This window comes from Vibrio sp. HENC-03, from assembly GCF_000305755.2.
GTDB lineage: Bacteria > Pseudomonadota > Gammaproteobacteria > Enterobacterales > Vibrionaceae > Vibrio > Vibrio owensii.
This window is the reverse complement of sequence record NZ_JH976124.1, coordinates 539,777-559,885: the sequence shown is the minus strand read 5'-3', so window position 1 is coordinate 559,885 and position 20,109 is coordinate 539,777. Positions and strand designations below refer to the sequence as shown.

Annotated in this window: 15 protein-coding genes; 13 read left to right on the top strand and 2 right to left on the bottom strand. The window is 46.8% G+C overall.

Features of this window, described 5'->3' with window-relative positions:
- Positions 1 to 93 precede the first annotated feature (93 nt).
- Positions 94 to 480 (bottom strand): DUF2541 family protein, encoded by a 387-nt coding sequence (locus VCHENC03_RS09945; RefSeq protein WP_005434277.1) that lies wholly within the window; start codon positions 478 to 480, stop codon positions 94 to 96.
- 505 nt (positions 481 to 985) lie between these two features.
- On the opposite strand from VCHENC03_RS09945, the gene VCHENC03_RS09950 reads away from it, so the two are divergent.
- From VCHENC03_RS09950 to VCHENC03_RS10000, 11 genes are all read left to right on the top strand, one after another.
- Positions 986 to 1,963 carry a LacI family DNA-binding transcriptional regulator gene (locus VCHENC03_RS09950; RefSeq protein ID WP_005434280.1) on the top strand — a complete coding sequence of 326 codons (978 nt, stop codon included), beginning with the start codon at positions 986 to 988 and terminating at the stop codon, positions 1,961 to 1,963.
- Positions 1,964 to 2,355: 392 nt separating this feature from the next.
- On the top strand, positions 2,356 to 3,594 hold the full coding sequence (locus VCHENC03_RS09955) for an extracellular solute-binding protein (RefSeq protein ID WP_009706577.1): 1,239 nt from the start codon (positions 2,356 to 2,358) through the stop codon (positions 3,592 to 3,594).
- Positions 3,595 to 3,605: 11 nt separating this feature from the next.
- A complete protein-coding gene (locus VCHENC03_RS09960) occupies positions 3,606 to 4,700 on the top strand; it encodes a carbohydrate ABC transporter permease (protein WP_005434283.1) in 1,095 nt (364 codons plus the stop codon).
- Entirely contained in the window at positions 4,693 to 6,111 is a 1,419-nt protein-coding gene (locus tag VCHENC03_RS09965) for a carbohydrate ABC transporter permease (RefSeq protein ID WP_009706576.1), read from the top strand. Before VCHENC03_RS09960 ends, VCHENC03_RS09965 begins: the two co-directional genes overlap by 8 nt.
- A gap of 18 nt (positions 6,112 to 6,129) precedes the next feature.
- On the top strand, positions 6,130 to 8,472 hold the full coding sequence (locus tag VCHENC03_RS09970) for a glycoside hydrolase family 65 protein (RefSeq protein ID WP_009706575.1): 2,343 nt from the start codon (positions 6,130 to 6,132) through the stop codon (positions 8,470 to 8,472).
- Positions 8,465 to 9,100, top strand: a complete 636-nt coding sequence (pgmB, locus tag VCHENC03_RS09975) for a beta-phosphoglucomutase (protein WP_005434287.1) — start codon at positions 8,465 to 8,467, stop codon at positions 9,098 to 9,100. Before VCHENC03_RS09970 ends, pgmB begins: the two co-directional genes overlap by 8 nt.
- A 96-nt stretch (positions 9,101 to 9,196) precedes the next feature.
- On the top strand, positions 9,197 to 10,330 hold the full coding sequence (locus tag VCHENC03_RS09980) for an ABC transporter ATP-binding protein (RefSeq protein ID WP_009706574.1): 1,134 nt from the start codon (positions 9,197 to 9,199) through the stop codon (positions 10,328 to 10,330).
- 194 nt (positions 10,331 to 10,524) lie between these two features.
- On the top strand, positions 10,525 to 11,529 hold the full coding sequence (locus VCHENC03_RS09985) for an OmpG porin family protein (protein ID WP_005434293.1): 1,005 nt from the start codon (positions 10,525 to 10,527) through the stop codon (positions 11,527 to 11,529).
- Between the two features lie 244 nt (positions 11,530 to 11,773).
- Positions 11,774 to 13,255 (top strand): glycoside hydrolase family 32 protein, encoded by a 1,482-nt coding sequence (locus VCHENC03_RS09990; protein ID WP_009706573.1) that lies wholly within the window; start codon positions 11,774 to 11,776, stop codon positions 13,253 to 13,255.
- Positions 13,249 to 15,171, top strand: a complete 1,923-nt coding sequence (locus tag VCHENC03_RS09995) for an alpha-amylase family protein (RefSeq protein WP_009706572.1) — start codon at positions 13,249 to 13,251, stop codon at positions 15,169 to 15,171. The genes VCHENC03_RS09990 and VCHENC03_RS09995 overlap by 7 nt, the downstream gene beginning before the upstream one ends.
- Positions 15,172 to 15,395: 224 nt before the next feature.
- Positions 15,396 to 16,112, top strand: coding sequence for a GntR family transcriptional regulator (locus VCHENC03_RS10000; protein WP_009706571.1), 717 nt, complete (start codon positions 15,396 to 15,398; stop codon positions 16,110 to 16,112).
- A gap of 52 nt (positions 16,113 to 16,164) precedes the next feature.
- On the opposite strand, the gene VCHENC03_RS10005 is transcribed toward VCHENC03_RS10000, so the two are convergent.
- On the bottom strand, positions 16,165 to 17,364 hold the full coding sequence (locus tag VCHENC03_RS10005; RefSeq protein WP_009706570.1) for a D-galactonate dehydratase: 1,200 nt from the start codon (positions 17,362 to 17,364) through the stop codon (positions 16,165 to 16,167).
- 286 nt (positions 17,365 to 17,650) lie between these two features.
- Between VCHENC03_RS10005 and VCHENC03_RS10010 the strand changes: the two genes are divergently transcribed.
- A complete protein-coding gene (locus tag VCHENC03_RS10010; protein WP_232310356.1) occupies positions 17,651 to 19,057 on the top strand; it encodes a PTS transporter subunit EIIC in 1,407 nt (468 codons plus the stop codon).
- A gap of 74 nt (positions 19,058 to 19,131) precedes the next feature.
- On the top strand, positions 19,132 to 20,097 hold the full coding sequence (locus VCHENC03_RS10015) for a sugar kinase (protein ID WP_009706567.1): 966 nt from the start codon (positions 19,132 to 19,134) through the stop codon (positions 20,095 to 20,097).
- The last annotated feature ends 12 nt before the right edge of the window (positions 20,098 to 20,109 follow it).

Sequence of the window (20,109 nt, the reverse complement as noted above, 5' to 3'; positions counted from 1 at the left end):
AAATAAAAATCCCTCGCCAATCGACGAGGGATTTTTGTATTCGTAGAGAGGAGGTTAATTCTCATCCCTTTTGAATGTCGAGATCAATAACGATTAATCGTTCTTCTCTTTACCGTAAACGCGTACGCCCGCTTTAGAGCCTTCTGAGTTACCGTACACTTCGATGTTTTTCACACAGCGACGGTAACCGAAGTAACGCCAGTCGGTCATCTTGTCTTTCTTTAGATCACGGTGGAAGCGAATTGTTTTCTCGTCACCGTTTTGGAATCGCACAACGACCTTTCTTAGTTCTAGGTCTTTCTCTGCTTTCACTTTGATCGCGTTGGTGTTGCGGCAAATCACCATTGGGATTTTTGCAGCTAGGTTACCGTGCTCAAGCAAGATAGTACGACCTAAAGTGAATTTATCGTCTGCGTGTGCAGGAGCGATAAGTGTTGTTGCAGCCAATGCTGCCGTGATAATAGCGGTATAAATTCTCATTTAAAAAATCACCAAAACACAGGAGCGCGAATCATAGTCGAGAGGAATGAAAAACAGCTAGCAATATTTTCTGATGTGGATGAAGTTTCACAATTCGCTGACTTTAGGCGAAGAAAGCATCAGTTGTATTAGGGAAGGGGCTGAGACTGGTATTTAGCGGTTTTCATCGCCCGCAGATAGTCCAAGAAGGTTTACGTAAATCGATTTACGTAATTTCTGAGCTGACAGTGCGAGAAAAATATCCAGTTTCTGAGTGCTTTCTCGACGTTCGTTATCAGTCTGTTGTGCTGATATTCATCTTGTTTCTATTCTAACTGTCAGATTATTCGATGTTTTTATAAAAGAACAGGCCTTGTCTGTGCTTGCGCTTATTGGTTTTATACAAAATGTGACATATGAGTCATAAGTTTACGCTTTGCTATCGTTTTACGTATTTCTCGCTTGCTTTTTCTCTGTTTACTCACATAATGAACGTAAATTTTACGTTTTGCCGTAGGAGAGCGCCGTGAGTGCACCAAAAACTGATGCGGAACTGAAGAAAGCGACCATACACGAAGCTGCAAAAATTGCAGGTGTATCAATCGCTTCTGTTAGTCGAGCTCTAAATAATAAACCGGGGATCAGCGAAAAAACGCGTAAAAAGATTCTCGATATATGCAAAGAGTTGGGTTATGTACCAAGCACGTCTGCACGTGAATTGACTGGTAGTCACAAAAATACCATCGCAATTTCGCTTGGTCCGCACGATTTTTACGCTTCTCGTTACCTCGGTATGCTATGGCCTTCTTTGTCTGCTTCCATCCGTAATTCTGGACGCAATTTGTTGCCAGTAAGCTTTGGAGAAGTAGATTTAGAACAGGTTGGCGGCGCTATTTTGCTTGGTATTACCCACAACGACCCACGCATTGAAACCTGTAAAGAGATGGACTTGCCTTACGTTTGTATCGGCATGAGTGAAGGCTCTTTTTGGGTGGCTCCAGATGATTTCAATGGCGGCCGTGAAGCCACGCAACACCTTGTAGATAAAGGGCTAACAGACATTTGCTTCGTGACGCCAACGACTTATGGCGACGGTTATCAGTTCCGTCATCAAGGTTACATGTCCGTGATGGCAAGCAACGCACTTCCTGTTCGAGAGCTTAGAACGGGTGCTGATCCACTGGGTGAAATCGCAGCTTATCGTTACTTCATGAACATTGATAAAAAACAGCTTGAGGGCTATCAAGGCTTTGTTTGTGAGTGTGACGAAACGGCACTTGGTGTTATCGCGGCACTAAAAGATCGAGGTTACACGCTGCCGGATGACTTCTCTGTGGTGGGTTATGATGGTTTACCTGGTATTTCACGTGAACTCACGACTATTGAGCAAGACACGGACAAGATCGCGGCGCGTGTTGCGAGCATGCTAGAGCAAGCCATGCTACGTGAACAGCCTGTTGGCTCCGTTGTTCCTGTGTCTCTGAAGTTAGGTAAAACCAGCTAACTCTCATTCCTCATATTGGTAATCCAAAGCAAAGAGCATGGCTGAGTCCATGCTCTTTTTGTTTACGGCTTTCATCCTCTTCTTACCCATTTCTTAGTTTTTCCGTTTCCTATCTTCAACCGAGTTTTATTAATCGTTATCTCTGTATCTGTTTTACGTAAATTTTTCGTAAGAATGAGATGGTCTTACGAATCATATTTCGTTACATAACGGCCTTTTATGGCGTTTTTCTGAATTTACGAGCGAAAAATGCACCATTTTTGTAAGCGAGATCACCATTCTTGTGCGTTCTGATACGTAACTGAGTTTTTTGTGATCATCTTAACGTAAGCGCTTACGTTAATTTCGCATAATACCCTCAGATTTTGAAAGAAATGGGATTTGAGGGCGAGATGAAAAAAACAATATTGGCAGTATCCCTACTAGCTGCTGGCCTATCTGCAAACGCAGTTGCAAATACAGAAGTCACGATTGCCGGCTGGGGCGGTAATGATGTTGTGGTTCTGAACAAATTGGTGAACGAGGTACTTGTTGACGATTTTGATAAAGCAGGTCTTACTGTTAAATATCAAGCAGTTGAAGGCGATTTTTCTCAATTTATTACTAACTCTCTTTCAGCTGGCACTGCACCAGACGCCTTCTACATCGACGTTGTATTCGCTAACACGTTAGTTAACTCTGGCAAAGTTTCTCCAAATAACAGCAGCTTAGAAAAAGTCGCGACCAACATGATCCCAAGCTTGAACTCGGCGTTTACGTTAGAAGGTAAACAGTACGGCGTAGCTAAGGATTTCAACACGATTGCACTGCAGTACAACAAAGACATTTTTGATGATGCTGAAGTCGCTTACCCAACGAATCAAGATTCTTGGGAAGATTTACGTAAAAAACTACTGGATGTGAAAGATGCGCTAGCAGATGAAGTGTCTGGTATCTGCGTTATGCCTGATTACGCGCGTTTTGCACCCTTTGCGCTCGCAACAGGTTGGACGCCATTCAACGCTGAAGGCAAAACCGTTCTGGATGAGAACTTCGAGCGTGCATTTAACTTCTACACTGGCTTAGTTACCGAAGACAAAGTGGGAATCTTGGCGACTGACCTTGGTCAAGGCTGGGGTGGCGGCTGTTTCGGTACGGAAGAAACGGCAATCGCTCTAGAAGGTAACTGGATCAGTGGTTACTTACGCGATAAAGCGCCAAACCTGCCTTATGGCACAACGTTGATGCCAAAAGATCCAGTAAGCGGTGAACGTGGCAATCTACTGTTTACTGTTGCTTGGGGCGTAAATGCAGATGGTAAGAACATCGAAGCGACGCAAAAAGCGGTAGAGATCTTAACTAGCCAAAAAGCACAAGAATGGGTGTTGGATTCAGGTCTTGCTCTGCCAAGCCGTGAAGCGCTTGGTAAGTCAGAGTTCTTTGCGCAGCAAAAAGCAGAAAACGAACTGGCAAAACAAGTGTTTGAAGGTGCTCTTGAAGGAAATGTAGAGCCATTCGCATTTGGTAACTACGGTACAGCATGGATGACTCCGATTAATGAAGCATTGAATTCAGTGTTGCTTGGTCAGATGACGCAGAAAGAAGCGATCAAGATGGCGCAAGCTAAATACGATGCACTGATGGCGAAATAACGGGGCGAGGGATGAACTCTTTACGTTTACGCCAACAAGTTTACGGATGGCTCCTAGCTGGGCCATTTGTACTGACTTTGGTGGTGTTCTTTCTATACGCATTGATCAGAACGGTTTACTTCAGCTTTACCGAGTACGACTTGTTCAGCGATGCAATCTGGGTTGGTTTAGCGAACTTTAAAGCTCTGCTTACTGACGATTTATTCCTGCTTTCACTGGCAAACACCATTTGGTTCTCGTTGATCGTGACCTGTGTGCAAACCGTGTTAGCACTTGGCTTAGCGATTTTAGTGAACTCTAAAATTCGCGCCAAAAGCTTCTTTAGAACCGCATTTTACTTACCAAGTATTTTGTCGAGTGCCGCAGTGACACTGATCTTCATTTGGTTCTACCAAAAGAACGGTTATCTCAATGGCTTTGTCACCGATGTGGTGAACCATTACCCGCACTTGAGTTGCTTTGTGCTTGTCGCTATCGCTACTCAGTTTGTGTTGGTAACCAAAGACCGTTTGAAAGGCTTACCGGTAGGTTGGTTGGATCCAGCATGGGGCATTCTCTCTTTCATCGTTGCGGGTGTGGCGACTTTCGTAGCCAGCGCAATGGGCTGGGTAGAAGTGACAGACCAAATCGTGGAAGTGAACTGGTTGAACACGCGAGACAATGTGGGGCCAATGCCTTTAACCCTTTGGGCAATCGTGATTCAGAACATTTACACCACTATCCCGACCTTCATGCTGCTGTTCCTAGCGGGCTTGCAAGGCATTCCGGGTGAGCTTTACGAAGCGGCGCACATTGATGGTGCGAACAAGTGGCAGCAACACTGGAACATTACGATTCCTCAGTTAGCACCGGTGACATTCGTGGTCGTGACTTTCTCGATTATCGGTACGCTACAAATGTTTGACCAAGTAGCACTACTTGGCTCGGCAGCACCGTTGGAATCACGTATTACGCTGGCTTACTACGTTTACCACAACGCCTTCCCACCGGGTGGCACGCCACAAATCGGCATGGCAAGCGCAGCAGCATTGGTATTGGCATTCATCACGTTGGCAGTGGTTTATCTGCAGAAAATCTTTGGTGTGAAGGAGAAAGCAGATGACTAATCCCGTTTCGACCATGAATCACGAAGATGCGAAACCTATGGCATCAATGGAAGAGATTTCCAAGTTCCAAGCGCGCCGTCGCTGGGCAAAAGTGGCGTGGGTTTACAGTGCTTTGCTACTGGTTGCAACTGTCATGCTAGGTACGTTCGTGGTGGCTTTCTTGGCGAGTTTGAAAGATGACCCACTAGAGCAGCCATTTAAGTTCAACTTTGCACAGGTTCAACCAAGCAACTGGGGTGCGGCTTACCAACTCGGTAAAGAAGGTAACGATGCGCCAATGTTCGGTGGTTTTGCTCCGGGCGCAGAAGTGAACTTCACCGTGACTTACGCGGTGGAAGACGGCAAAGAGCTGGCAACGCCAGAGATTGAAGTGCCACGCCGTCGTCCAGGTACAGGTATGGCTGCGGCTATCGTGACCGACTTTGCTGCCGATTACGCGCAAGTCAGCGAGCCTGTGCTAGTAGACACTAACGATAACGTGACGTTTGTAGAGAAGCGTGGTCGTCGTGAACTTACTAAGCAAGGTCATAGCCAAACGTGGGCATTTTCCATCAAGTATCAAGGGCAAGGTCCTGAGATCGCAACGCTACCACTAACGATAGAAGCGCCGCGCGGCCAAGTGCTGATTGATAGCACGCTAGCGCCAAGCAAGATGGAACGTCGTGGCCGTGTCGCGGCATGGGATAACGCAGCGCCGGGTTTGATTGGTTATGTATTTAAGTCTTACGTTCGCGTGTACACCGAGTCGGTAAGCCTAGATACAGGTAAGAGCTTATTTATGAGCTGGACCATCAACTCGTTCTTCATTGCGATTGGTAAGGTGATTCTGACTCTGTTCTTTGCATGTACTGCGGGTTATGCCTTAGCTCGATTGAAGTTCACTGGTGCGCGTGCTGTGTTCGCTTTCATGTTGTTCAGCATGATGATTCCGGGCCAAGTAACGTTCATATCTAACTACTTAATTTATAAAGATATCGGCTTATTGAATACACCATGGGCGGTCATCACCGCGGTCGTTGCTTCGGGTCAGGTTCTGATCATGAAACAGTTCTTCGAGAACATTCCGAAAGAACTGGAAGAAGCAGCAATCGTAGATGGCGCAAGCCCGGCTGTGATTCTTTGGAAGGTATTTATGCCATTGGCGAAGCCAGCCATCTTGTCGGTCACCATCCTTGGTTTCCAAGGTGCTTGGAACGACTTCTTCTGGCCGCTTGTGGTGATTAACAGCCCAGCTGACGCGTTCACGCTTCCTGTTGGTCTATTGAGTTTACGTAACGCCTATGGCGTAGCAGGTGACTGGAACCTGATCTTGGCGGGGGCTTTCCTGTCAACAATCCCAGTACTGATTGTATTTATGGTTTTCCAACGTTACTTCGTGGGTAACGACATTTCTTCCGCTGTTAAAGGTTAAATTTCGGGGATATTTAAGATGTTTATGAACTACAACGCTGGTCAAGGCGAACTAAAAAACTGGATCGTTGAAGAGACGGCGTTTGACTCAGCTTTCCAAGGCAAATGTGAAGTGGTAATGAGCCAAGGTAATGGCTACATGGGTGCGCGTAGTGCAACGGAAGAAAAATACGTGGGCCAAGTTCGCAACCTTTTCGTTGCTGGTACTTACAACAAGTTTGATGCAGACGAAGTAACCGAGCTGCCAAACTCTGCAGACATGAGCTCGATTGAAATCTTCATCGATGGTCGCCGTTTCCACCTAGAAACAGGTGAAGTGAGCAACTACTCTCGTCGCCTAAACGTGAAAAACGGTGAGCTAATCCGTGAATTCACATGGACAAACAATGAAGGTAAGAGTTTTGAGATGCGTTTCCGTCGCTTCTTCTCGCAAGCAAACCTTCACCTAATGGCATTCGATGTTCAAGTAAAAGCACTGAACAGCGATGCGAAAATCGAAATCCGCTCTGGTGTGGATGCGCAGCTTTCTAACTCAGGTGCTCAGCACTTCCACGAAGGCGAAAAGCGTATCTACGACAAGCGTTTTATCGAGCTTCTACAACACACAACAGAGAGCAAAGTAGACTTTGTTTTCCTAACGTCTCACCGCTACCTAGTTGACGGCCAAGAGACAGAAATCGACCCATCACTTGCGATGGACCGTCGTAAAGTATGGGTAAACATCAACTATGATCTGAAAGCGGGCGAAACGTTCGGCACAGAAAAAGTCGGTGTGGTTCATACGTCTCGCGACAAGCAGTTCGATGTGGAAGGTTACAAGCTTCAAGCTCTTCGTGACCACGCTCTGACGAACCTAAAAAACAATGCTGACCGCAGCTTTGATGAACTTCTAGAAGAGAGTGCAGCAGAGTGGGATAAGCGTTGGGCAGGCATGAACATCACTATCGGTGGTAGCGATTTCGACCAACTTGCAATTCGCTTTGCTCAATACCAGTTGAACATCTTCACGCCAATGCACGACTCTCGCTTCGGTATCGGTGCGAAAGGTCTATCTGGCGAAGGCTACAAAGGTCACTCGTTCTGGGATACAGAAGTATTCATGCTTCCGTTCTTCATCTACACCATGCCTGAAGTGGCGCGCAGCCTACTTGAGTACCGCTTTAAGACGCTAGATGGTGCTCGTAAGAAAGCGAAAGACAACGGCTACATTGGTGCACAGTTCCCATGGGAATCGGCACTAACGGGTGAAGAAGTAACGCCTGTATGGGGCGCAGTAGACATCATCACGGGTAAGTCGACGAAGATTTGGTCTGGCTTTATCGAGCAGCACATCACGTGTGACATCACTTACGCATTGTGGCAGTACTACCAAATCACTGGCGACCAGAAGTTCATGGATGACATGGGCTACGAGATCATGTTCGACACAGCAACGTTCTGGACAAGCCGCCTAGATTGGCTAGAAGACCGCAACATGTGGGGTATCTGTGACGTAATCGGTCCTGATGAGTACAAAGAGCACATCGACAACAACGCGTTCACTAACTACATGGCGGTAGAGAACATCAAACTAGCGATTCGTTACTACGAGGATCTAGAAGCGTCGAACCCAGAGCTACTGGCTAAGCTGTCTGACAAGCTAAACCTAGTGGAAGCTCGTCAAATGTGGCTAGACCGCGTAGACAACATCTACCTACCTAAGCCACGTGCTGAAGATAAGGTAATCCCACAGGATGACACTTACCTACAGAAAGAAATCATCGACCTGACTAAGTACAAAGAGCAGCCATTCGTTGGTGGCCTGTTCCAAGACTACAACCTAGAACAGGTTAACGACATGCAGGTTTCTAAGCAGGCGGACATCATGGTGCTGTTCCTACAGCAGGAAGATAAGTTCGACCTAGAAACCAAGCTGGCTAACTGGAACTACTACGAGCCGAAGACGCTACACGATTCGTCGCTAAGTCTGTCTACGCACTCGGTATTGGCATCAGATGTTGGTAACCCAGAGCTGTCTTACGACCTGTTCCAACAAGCCGCGTCTATCGATATCGGTCAGAACATGAAGAGCTCAGATCACGGCATTCACGCGGCGTCTATCGGCGGCATGTGGCAGTGTGTGGTTTACGGCTTCGGCGGTGTTCGTATGCTAGGTGGCAACCTGCGTATCAACCCTAACCTTCCTAAGCAATGGGAAAGCCTGAACTTCCCAATCTACTGGAAAGGTGAGCGTCTAGAAGTGACCGTTGACCAAGAGCAAGTTCGCATCGAGCGTCCAGAGTTCAATGGCCAAGTGCTAAACATCGAAGTTGCAGGTGAGCCACGTGTTATCGATTCAACAGAGGTGACGTTCAATGTGTAAAGCATTCATTTTCGACCTAGATGGCGTTATCACGGATACGGCTGAGCTGCACTACCAAGCGTGGCAACGTATGGCGAACGAAGAAGGTTACTACTTTGACCGTGAAATCAATGAGCAGCTACGTGGCGTATCTCGTCAAGCGTCGCTGAACATTATCTTGAACGGCAAAGAGATCAGCGAAGAGAAGTTTGCTGAGCTAATGAAGCGTAAGAACGATTACTACGTGGATCTGCTGAACACGATTTCTGCGAAAGACGTTCTACCGGGTATTGAGCAATTCCTACTTGAGCTAAACGCACGTGGCATCAAAGTGGCACTGGCGTCAGCAAGTAAGAATGCTCGTCCTATCCTGCACCGTCTTGGCCTAACACCACTGTTTGATGCTATCGGTGATGGTTGGTCAGTTAACCGCTCTAAGCCAGCGCCGGACGTGTTCATCCACGCAGCAGGCCAAGTGGGCGTAAACGCTGACGAGTGCATCGTAGTTGAAGATGCAGAAGCGGGTGTAGACGCAGCAAAAGAAGCAGGCATGCGCGTAGTGGGCATTGGTCCTAACGACCGTGTTGGTCACGCGACTTGGCGCTTCGATGACACCAAAGGCATCAACTTGGGCGAGATCCTAGGTTAATCCAAAATAAGAAGTGTGGTGGGGCAGTCGTTGATATCGGCGTGCTGCCCCCGAATCACCTAAAGCCCAGACTCTTAAAGAATTATAGGTAGAACAATGGCACGTTTAGAACTGAAGAACATCAACAAAATTTATCCTGATGGTGCACACATCATCAAGGATGCCAACCTGACCATTGAAGACGGTGAATTCACGGTATTCGTTGGGCCATCAGGCTGTGGTAAGTCAACCATGCTGCGTATGGTCGCAGGTTTGGAAGAGATTTCATCAGGGGACATGTGCTTAGACGGTGAGGTGGTTAACAACCTTTCACCAACCGATCGTGGGATTGGCATGGTGTTCCAATCTTATGCGCTTTACCCGCACATGACGGTCTACGAAAACATCGCTTTTGGCCTAAAACTGGCGAAGAAAAGCAAAGACGATATTGATTCAGCAGTGCGTCAGGTAGCGGAAATGCTAGAGCTGACAAACCTTCTGAAACAAAAACCAAGTCAACTATCGGGTGGCCAGCGTCAGCGTGTGGCGATTGGTCGAGCGATTGTTCGCAATCCGAAGTTGTTCCTACTTGATGAGCCGCTATCTAACCTAGACGCATCACTACGTGTTCGTATGCGTTTGCAGTTAGCGGAATACCACAAAAAACTCAAATCTACCGTGATTTACGTAACCCACGATCAGGTTGAAGCCATGACCCTAGCCGACAAAATCGTGGTACTTCGCGCAGGTGTTGTAGAGCAAGTTGGCTCGCCTCTGGAGCTGTACTACTTCCCTCAAACACTGTTCGTAGCAGGCTTTATCGGCTCTCCAAAAATGAACCTGCTGCCAGCGACTCTGGTTTCTGCTTGTGATGAAAAAGCAACGGTAGAAGTGGGCGACTACACCTTCCAAGCGGACGTAAACGCAGAAGGCGCAACACAAGGCGCATTGATGACGCTTGGTATTCGTCCTGAAGACATCCACCTCGATGAAGAAGGTGTGGGTGTGATTGTTGAAGGCTTCGAACGCCTAGGGACAGAATCACTGCTTTACACCACGCTAGTACGCGGTGGTCAGGAAGTATTGGTTCGCGTGCCAGGTACAGTGCATGTAGAAATCGGCCAGCGTTTGAACATCCGCATTCCGGCTGAGAAATGTCACTTATTCGATAGCAAGGGGCACGCGTTCCAACGAGGTATGACGTTGAACGATTTGATTACGCCTCCGCCGCAAGTCAAACAAGCTATCTAATTCGGCGTACGCCGACACCATTCTAAAAATAATAAAAAAGCCCGCTACAGCGGCGGGCTTAGGATTACTGCATTCAAAATTCGGGTTCTGGATGAATTTTGAATGTGACCTTAATGCCTGTTGGCGCAGGCATCAAAAAAACTATCCCGTTGGCGCGGGACAGACAGTAACGACGAAATAATAAGGTAAACATCATGAAAAAAACAGTAGTGGCTTCTTCCATCCTCTTTAGCTTGACCCTTTCAGGATACGCTTTTGCCGAAGAAGAGAAGAAAGAAACGCAGGACGCTGAGCTTGCTGTAAAAGTGGAACAACTGAAAGCGGATTACTCAACCGCTGAATTGCTCACCGCATTGGACGTGCCAAAGCAGGAAGAAGCGAAGTTCCACGGCACACTGGGCACCAACGTGGAAGTGGAACGTGTGATCCGCGATGACGGCGTGAACGAAGGTAAAGTGAAATACACTTTGCTGCAAGGTAACTTCCGCCATGATGATTTACCGGGTTGGGACTTCGGTTTCTACTCTGGCCGTGAAGAACTGTTCAACGGCAACCTAAAACACGCGAAATACGACAAAGGTGTGAACGCAATTCAAGAGATCTTTGTGAACCGCAGCTACGGTCACGACAAAGGTCACATCGGTTGGGGTGTAAAACTGGCGGGTGAAAGTATTGATAAACGTACGACGCCAGAAGCGAAAGTATTCGGCTCTTACCAACTGACCAACAATTTAGAAATGCACGGTTACGCGCTTTACCACGTGGAATACAAACGCGGTACAGGTGAGTTCCCATACTGGGAAGTGGAGCCGGGCTTTGGCTACAAAATCTCTGACAACTCAGGCGCATGGCTAAACTTCCGTTACCAAGTCGGTGAGTGGAACGCAAAAGACGGTTACGCAGAAACGGAAACCGAGTGGATCATCAAACCGGGTATCTGGTACAGCTGGGGCAAACTGTCGGCGTCTCTATGGGGTGAATTTGGTTCATTCGAGAAAGAGCGCAATTCAGACAGCGCACACCTATGGACTGAAGATTACTCAAAAATCGGTATCTCAGCGAACTACCCACTGTCTAAGAGTTGGCGCATGTTCGGTGAGGCAAGCTACAAGAAACTTGACCTAGAAAGCGGCCCAGAGCGTGATGCGTTCGATGGCTACATCCCGCTGTTCATCCTAGGTGTGAACTACAGCTTCTAAACCCCAATAGCTTTCTCCTCTGGGGGAGAGGAGAAAGCTATTTGCTTATGAAGTGCCCATTCAGCTTGTCCTCTGGCGGGCTAACTTGTTCCGCGAGGCAAAGTTATATGAAGGGTACTTAGAGTAAGCCTTGTTTTGGACGCGCTTTGGCAGCAACGACTTTGTCCGGGAGTTCTATGGGACTCCTTTTTTCTTCCTGCTGGTTCGCTCAAACCAAGTTTTACTTACAACGATCAGATTTGCTATGACAGAAAAATACCGCCCATACCTTCACATGACGCCGGATTCGGGTTGGATGAACGATCCAAACGGATTGGTGTTCTTCAACGGTCATTATCACCAGTTCTACCAGTATTACCCAAGCGATACAGTTTGGGGGCCAATGCACTGGGGACACAAAATCAGCACCAACCTGATAGATTGGCAAGAGCTTGAGCCTGCACTGTATCCAGATGAATCTGGCATGTGCTTCTCGGGCAGTGCGATTGTCGATTGGCACAACACCTCAGGTTTATTTGAGGCCGGCAAACCAGGCTTATTGGCGTTCTACACGTCGTTCATTCAACCTAAAGTGACATTGGCTGATGGCACTGAAGTTGAAGATCCAATTCAGCAGCAGTCTCTCGCTTATAGCCAGGATGGCATGACGTGGAAGAAGTTCGCCAACGGCGCACCGATCATTACTGCACGGGGCAATCCGGATTTCCGTGATCCTAAGGTGATTTGGCATGAGCAAAGCCAAGCGTGGGTGATGGTGGTGTCTTGCGGTCAACATATCGAGTTCTACCGTTCGACCAACCTATTGGATTGGCGTTTAGTGAGCGAGTTTGGCTACCGTCATGGTGCGCACAGTAAAGGCCCGTGGGAATGTCCAGACTTGTTTGAACTGACTATCGAGGGCTCGCAAGAAACACGTTGGGTCTTGGTGGTTGGCATCGGTGAGGGCGCTCATTGTGGCGGAGCAGGTACGCAGTATTTTATCGGTGACTTTGATGGCGAAACCTTTGTCAATCACAATCATCCAGAGACCGTATTGTGGCTCGATTTCGGTCGTGATTACTACGCGACTCAGTCTTTCTCTGATATCCCTGTTGAAGACGGTCGCCGTATCGTCAGTACATGGATGAGCAATCATCAGTACTCGCTTGAGTTACCAACCCAAGAGTTTCGCAGTTCGATGGCCATGCCTCGTGAGCTGTTCCTGTTTGAAGGTAAAGCAGGGTTACGTGTTGGACAACGCTTTGTGAGAGAGCTTAATCAGGCGTTAAGTCTTGATGTGCAAACGCCAGAGCCAAGTGACGAACAAGCGATTAGTCTTTACAGCCTACAAGAAGTCATGAAGTTCAGCGCTGATGTGACGCTGCAAGATAGCCAAACGTTGCACCTAAATGTGTACCAAGACAATCCAGCTTACTTTGAGTTTGTTGGTGTCGAGCAAGGCATAGAAGTGCGCTCTGTACGTCGTGGTCAGTTTGGCTCGGAACGCATTGATGAACACTTTCCACACGACTATCGCGTGACCTTACCGATTGAGAATGAATTCCAAGTCGAAGTGTTGATCGACAAAGGCTCAGTCGAGTTGTTGATCAATGCTGGTCAATTCAGCTTTACCAACCTTGTTTACGCCAAAGAAACGCAAGCAAGTGTCGCCTTGAATGTGGATAGCGGCTCGCTGGCACTGCGCAACGTTCAAGTATCTAGCTTGGCAGGAGAGAAAACATGTTAAACGAACGACAAACTCAGCAAGCACTGCAGCAAGTTCTTGATTCGGTTGAATTGCCAAAGCTAACCAAGAAAGATGAGAAGGTGTTTCTTGAACGTCTGGTGCAGCACTTTCCATCTTTAGTTGGGCAACTGCACACGCTTTATGGTGAGCGTTATGACTTCTTCTTGCATCTACAAAAGCTGGTGGTTGTGCTTGCCAAAGCCTTTGCAGGTCGCAAACGCAAATGGAAGAACTTGGATGAGAAGCGATTGAGCAATCCAAGTTGGTACCGCAGTGAAAAGATGCTCGGTATGGCGGTGTATGTGGACTTGTTTGCGGGTGATTTGAAAAAGCTACAATTGAAGATCCCGTACCTCAAGTCTCTGGGTATCAATTATCTTCATCTGATGCCGCTTTACAAAGCGCCAGAAGGTGACAGCGATGGCGGTTATGCCGTGTCGGATTACCGCAAGGTTGATCCAAAGTTAGGTACAGAGAAAGATCTAGCACAGCTGGCAGAAGCACTATCAGACGAGGGCATCAGCCTAGTGCTGGACTTCGTGTTCAACCACACCTCAGATGAACACTACTGGGCAGAGCAAGCACGTAAAGGCGACCCTGAGTTTGAAGACTTTTATTACTTCTTCAGCGATAAGCAAGAAGTGGATGAGTACAACCAAACTTGCCGCGAGATCTTCCCAACCGTTCGTCGTGGCAGCTTCACTTTCTTAGAAGATGTAGAGAAGTACGTTTGGACGACATTCAACAGCTTCCAATGGGATCTTAATTACTCAAACCCAGCGGTGTTCAATGCGATTACCGATGAGATGTTGTTCCTTGCCAATATTGGCTGTGAAGGATTACGTTTGGATGCACTGGCGTTCATCTGGAAAGAGAAATGGACCCAATGTGAAAGCTTGCCGAAGGCTCATACTCTGATTCAGTGTTTCAACACCTGTTTGCAGATTGCAGCGCCTGCCGTGTTATTCAAATCTGAAGCGATTGTGCATCCAGATGAGGTGGCACAGTACATCGACAAAGAAGAGTGTCAGTTGTCCTACAACCCACTGATGATGGCGCTGATGTGGGAAAGTTTGGCAACACGTGAAACCAAGCTTCTGACGGCATCTTTAAAGAAAAGCTTTGAGATTTCAGACCAGTGTTCATGGGTGAACTACATTCGTTGTCACGACGATATTGGCTGGACGTTTGATGATGCAGTGGCTGAGCAGCTTGGCATTAATGGCTATGAGCATCGCCGCTTCCTAAACCAGTTCTACACTGGCAAATTCGACGGTTCATTCTCTCAGGGTGTGCCATTCCAAGAAAACCCAACTACGGGTGATTGCCGAGTATGTGGCTCTTTGGCCTCTCTTGCTGGGCTAGAAAAAGCGATAGAAGCAGATGACTCACAAGCGATTGAGCACGCATTGAAGCGTATTCGTCTGCTTAACAGCATCAACTTAAGCATCGGTGGTATTCCGCTGATTTATCAAGGTGATGAGCTAGGTATCTTGAACGATCACAGCTACTTAAATGATGAGTTTAAACGCGAAGATGCGCGCTGGGTTAACCGTCCTCAAATTAGCGCAGAAGCGGTCGCATTGGCAGAAACCAAAGGCAGTTATCAGCATCGTATTCACAGTGACTTGCTGCAAATGGTCAGTTTGCGCCGTCAAAGCCAAGTCTTTGGCGCGGCGAAAACCGAGATCTTAGAAACTTATCGCTCACACCTGTTTGCTTACTGCCGACAACATGACAATGGCGATAAACTGCTGGCAGTGTGCAACTTCAGCGAGCATGAACAACGTATCCCAATGTCGATTTGTGACGTTCTAGGCTCACGCCAAGTCGCAGATATCCTAACGGGAGACGAGAAAACTGGCGATGAACTGGTCATGGGCGCATACGACGTCGTCTGGCTGAAAGCCAAGTAACTTCGACGGTTTATCACCCCAAAAAAAGGGCACGGAATGTGCCCTTTTGTCGTTTTTGAGCCAAAGTAATCTTCACTCTTATAGTGAATGCTAAGTAAATAATCACTCGGAAATAAAATAAGGTGCGCGCATTCTCTATTTTACTTCTAAGTTTCGGTATTTAGATTATATTGATAAGTAAAAGATGGTATAAATCACCCATTGTCGATAATAATTGAATGCTTATGAAGAAATACGAAGAATTAGTTCAAGATATCATCAGTAAAATTTGTCAAAACGTCATCGATGTGAAGTTGCCATCTGAGCGTGAATTGGCGGAAAAGTATGATATTTCTCGTTTTTCGGTACGAAAGGCGCTGTCCAAACTTGAAGCGATTGGTATTGTGAAATCCAAAGTAGGTTCGGGTTATTTCGTTAATACCTCAATTATTGGTTCGCCACTCATCTATAATTCGGTCACTGAAAATAAATTTGGTGAGATTTCATACAAGAAAATAAAACTGAATAAACGTCTACCCACTACGCATGAAATGCAGATGTTTTCTATCGAGGAAGATGAATACCTGTGGAATATTAAACGTCTGCGATTAATTCAGGGTAAAGTGACACAGATTGAGGAAACAAAATTACCCGTAAGTATGTTTCCTAAAATTACCGAAGAGATTATTGAGAGTTCATTACAGAAACACGTGTTGTCTTTAGGTTTAGAAATCGACAGTTATTTAACCACTTATCAAGCAATTAATGTTTCTAAAGAAGATGCGGATTTATTGGGTTGTAAACGTAATAGTTCCGCGATGAATATTACTAATCGAGGATTCTTAAAAACAGGTGAAGTCTTCGTGGTGAGCGATATTATTGATATTAATTACCAGTGTACTTATCACACCAAGTTTAATCCCGAGAGTCTTAACTACCGAGATCAAAACGACCGCGAATAGCGGTCGTTTTTTTAGGTCTGCATTTAACGCCGTCGCTAGGACAAACGAGGCATTAAGGCGTGTGAATACTGCCGTCTGGTAAACGGCTTTGTGTCCATTCGTGTGGGCGGTATTCAACAGGGAAGTCTTGCGCCGCTTCGCGATCCATCTCCACACCGATACCTGCAATTTCAGATGCGTATAGATAACCGTTGATTGGCTCTGCTGCGTTCGGGAAGACGCGCTGTGTATTGGTTTTGTACTCTACATGTTCTTGAATCGCAGCGTTATGCAGATGCACATTTAAGTGAGTATTCACTGCGGCGCCAATCGGTGTCATATCTGGTGGGCAGTGCCAAGCAATACGAACGCCAAAGCTCTCACAGAAGTGACCGAGTTTCAGTGCTGGTGTGATACCACCGATTTGCGACACGTGGCAACGGATGAAGTCGACACGGCGATTGATGATCAACGCTTTCCACTCTTCAGGGTTGTTAAACAACTCACCCAAAGCCAAAGATACGCTCGATTGGTTGCGAATATTATCCAACCATTCTGTTTGACTTGGCGGCAAAATATCTTCAATAAAGAACGGGTTATACTGCTCGACTTGCTTCGCGAATTGAATCGCTTGGTTCGGGAACAAACGCTCGTGTACATCGTGAAGAATATGGAATTGCTTGCCATATTTTTCACGTAGGTTTTTGAACATTTCTACCGTGTTTTCAATATATTGGTCTTGGTCGTAGTAAGAACCTTGGGTTGGGTTTTGCGCCGTTTGAATATTTTCTGGCACACCACCATAAAAGCCTAACTGACAACGAATATGTTGATAACCCTGTTCTAAGTATTTATCGACTTGCTCATACAAGCCTTCCATCGTATCGCTGGTGGCATGCGTATATACTTGAATAGCATCACGAGACTTACCACCAAATAATTGATGAAGCGGCATGTTGGCTATTTTTGCCTTAATATCCCAAAGTGCCATATCAACACCAGAAATAGCATTGTTGATCACTGGGCCATTGCGCCAATATGCATTGACCATCATCATTTGCCACAGATCTTCAATATTATTTGCATCTTTACCAATTAATAATGGCCTAAGATATTCATCAACCATGGTTTTTACTGCCAATGGTCGTTGTTGGAATGTCGCACAACCGTACCCCGTTACACCAGATTCTGTTTCTACAATAACAGTAATCAGGTTATGTCTGTCTGGCTTGGTAATCACGCACTCAATATTTGATATGGTATTTTTGTTCACTTCAAACTATCTCTAGTTAACAGGATTTATTTTATATAAGCGTGAAAAAATACAAATTACAAGCGGTAAATTATGCTTAAATTTAACTGGTTCGTTCCTGTTTTGAATTCGGCAAGAAAAACGAACCAATTGGCGAAAAAAGCCGAAAATTTAATTTTTAGCCGTTTTAATGTGAGTTTAATCACTAATTTGTCGATTGGATAAATACCTCCAGTAGCTAAGATGAGCGCAGTGAATGAGCAGACAAAGCACATAGGAAAGTATGATGCAATTGACACAAACAAACATGGCAACTGGCGATGCGTCGTCAGGTAAGGCAGACAGCTTTAGCATGAAACTACAAGAATTGGTCGCGGCACTTGGCGGCAACGAGAACATTGCTAACATTACCCACTGCATGACCCGCTTGCGCTTCAAACTGGTGGACGAATCGAAAGCCGACAAAACAAAACTTGAAGCAATTCAAGGCGTAAAAGGCGTGGTGCTTGGACAAGGTCAGACGCAGGTGATCATCGGTGTCGATGTTGAAAAATGGTACTTAGCGCTGTCTGGCGCGAGTGCTGCACCAGAAGATGCAGAAATCGAGCAAGAGAAAGGCAAGCTATTCCAAAACGCGATGCGCGTGGTGGCGGGCATTTTTGGTCCTGTCGTACCTGCGATTGCGGGTTCGGGCATGTTGATGGGTTTGCTATCGGGCTTAATTGCGACCAACGTGATTTCGGAAAGCTCAGATACCGTTTTCTTCTTCCGTTCGATTTCTCTCGCGGTGTTCTTCTTCTTACCTATGTTGGTCTCTTTCTCTGCGGCGAAAGTGTTTAAAGTGAACGAATACATTGCGTTAGCAGTGGCTGCAGCGATGATGTCGCCAAAACTATTGGAAAAAGCGACCATTCTTTCTGAAGCTGGTAATGCACCGGAATTGAACGTATTTGGCGTGATTCCAATTGAGCTGCTTAACTACGGCGGCGCGATCGTACCTGCGATTCTAGCGGTTTGGGTACTGTCTAAAATCACCCCTATGGTAGATAAGTTAGTTCCTGCTTCTGCCAAACCAGTATTCACGCCGCTACTTGCTTTCACTGTGACATCGACTCTTGTGCTCTCTGTTGTTGCCCCTGCGGGGATGTGGCTAAGTAACGGCGCAGGTTGGGTAGTGAGCTCATTATTAGAGATCTCACCAACGCTGACGGGCTTTGTGTTTGGTCTAACTCGTCCAATTACCATTGTGTTCGGTATTCACCACAGCATGACGCCAATCAGCTTGAACAACTTCGCGCTGTACGGAAAAGATTTGCTGATGCCGATTATGTGTCTGGGTAACCTAGGTATTGCAGGCGCGACGATGGCGATTTGGTACAAGCAACGTAAATACGCAAGCAAAGAGCAATCTTCAGTAACCGTAAGCTCGGGTGTGACCGCAATCCTTGGCATCACAGAGCCAGCACTATTCGGCGTACTGACTAAGTACACTAAAGCACTATTCATGGCGAGCTTGGCAACGGGTATCGTAGGCGCGATTTCAGTGACTATCGATACTCACCTAACAAGCTACATCCTATCTTCGGTATTCAGCCTGCCAGCTTACTTGGCAAGTGGGACTCAGAACTTTGTTCAAGCGGTATTGGGTGTGATTGGCGTGTTCACGCTGTCATTCGCAATGACCATGATGTTTGTACGCATCGATAATAAATAATCCTCTCTTCTCTCTATGTAGACCTGTCGTGTCCATTTGCGACAGGTCTCTTCAGCACGCTTAAAAGAACTGTTATGAAGACAATCGCAATACTTGGCGAGTGCATGATCGAGTTGAACGGCAAGCCGTTTGGCGACATGCAGCAGACGTTTGGTGGCGACACCCTTAATACGGCGGTTTACCTCAGCCGTTGCAGCCAAGCCTTAAACGCATCACCGCAAGTGCAGGTGCAATACGTCACCGCCATGGGGACAGATCCACTGAGTGACGGCATGGTGGCGCGTTGGCAACAAGAAGGTGTGGCCACGGAATTAGTCTTGAGAGACGAAACGCGTACGCCGGGCCTATATCTGATTCAGTTAGATGACCAAGGCGAGCGCACTTTCCTTTACTGGCGCAATCAATCGGCAGCGCGCTACTTGCTCCAACACGCTGAGTTTCAACGTGTAGCGGAATCACTCAAGCAAGTTGATATGGTGTTTGTCAGCGGTATTAGCTTAGCGATTCTGCCTGAGCAAGACCGTATCCAACTGCTTGAGCTTTTGAGTTGCTTGCGAGCTACAGGCGTAGAGGTTGCTTTTGATAGTAACTTCCGCCCGGCACTTTGGCCGCAAGACCAAATGAAGACAGTTCAAACATGCTATCAAGCCATGTATAAAACCACTGATTTGGCTTTGGTCACTTTCGATGATGAGCAGCTTATTTGGGGTGATGTAACAGCGCACGACACAATCACGCGCTTGCAGAAGCAAGGAGTGAAAAATGTGGTGGTCAAGCTCGGTGCAGAAGGCTGTTTAGTCGCGGATTCAAATACATTTGAGCCTTACTCGGTGGCAACAACGCCCATAGACAATGTCATCGATACCACTTCAGCAGGCGATTCATTTAACGGTGGCTTCCTCGCGACTTACTTATCGGGCGGCAACATCAAACAAGCGTGTATGAATGGTAATACACTCGCCGGTACCGTTATTCAACACAAAGGCGCCATCATCCCACAAGCGGCAACCGATGCGGCTATTGCCCGGTTCAAGAAATAGATTTACAGGAAA

Bases quoted from the DNA above. Each gene is read 5' to 3' on its own strand.
- VCHENC03_RS09945 (WP_005434277.1), bottom strand. From the start codon at position 480: ATGAGAATTTATACCGCTATTATCACGGCAGCATTGGCTGCAACAACA.
- VCHENC03_RS09955 (WP_009706577.1), top strand. From the start codon at position 2,356: ATGAAAAAAACAATATTGGCAGTATCCCTACTAGCTGCTGGCCTATCT.
- VCHENC03_RS09960 (WP_005434283.1), top strand. From the start codon at position 3,606: ATGAACTCTTTACGTTTACGCCAACAAGTTTACGGATGGCTCCTAGCT.
- VCHENC03_RS09965 (WP_009706576.1), top strand. From the start codon at position 4,693: ATGACTAATCCCGTTTCGACCATGAATCACGAAGATGCGAAACCTATG.
- VCHENC03_RS09970 (WP_009706575.1), top strand. From the start codon at position 6,130: ATGTTTATGAACTACAACGCTGGTCAAGGCGAACTAAAAAACTGGATC.
- pgmB (WP_005434287.1), top strand. From the start codon at position 8,465: ATGTGTAAAGCATTCATTTTCGACCTAGATGGCGTTATCACGGATACG.
- VCHENC03_RS09980 (WP_009706574.1), top strand. From the start codon at position 9,197: ATGGCACGTTTAGAACTGAAGAACATCAACAAAATTTATCCTGATGGT.
- VCHENC03_RS09985 (WP_005434293.1), top strand. From the start codon at position 10,525: ATGAAAAAAACAGTAGTGGCTTCTTCCATCCTCTTTAGCTTGACCCTT.
- VCHENC03_RS09990 (WP_009706573.1), top strand. From the start codon at position 11,774: ATGACAGAAAAATACCGCCCATACCTTCACATGACGCCGGATTCGGGT.
- VCHENC03_RS09995 (WP_009706572.1), top strand. From the start codon at position 13,249: ATGTTAAACGAACGACAAACTCAGCAAGCACTGCAGCAAGTTCTTGAT.
- VCHENC03_RS10000 (WP_009706571.1), top strand. From the start codon at position 15,396: ATGAAGAAATACGAAGAATTAGTTCAAGATATCATCAGTAAAATTTGT.
- VCHENC03_RS10010 (WP_232310356.1), top strand. From the start codon at position 17,651: ATGGCAACTGGCGATGCGTCGTCAGGTAAGGCAGACAGCTTTAGCATG.
- VCHENC03_RS10015 (WP_009706567.1), top strand. From the start codon at position 19,132: ATGAAGACAATCGCAATACTTGGCGAGTGCATGATCGAGTTGAACGGC.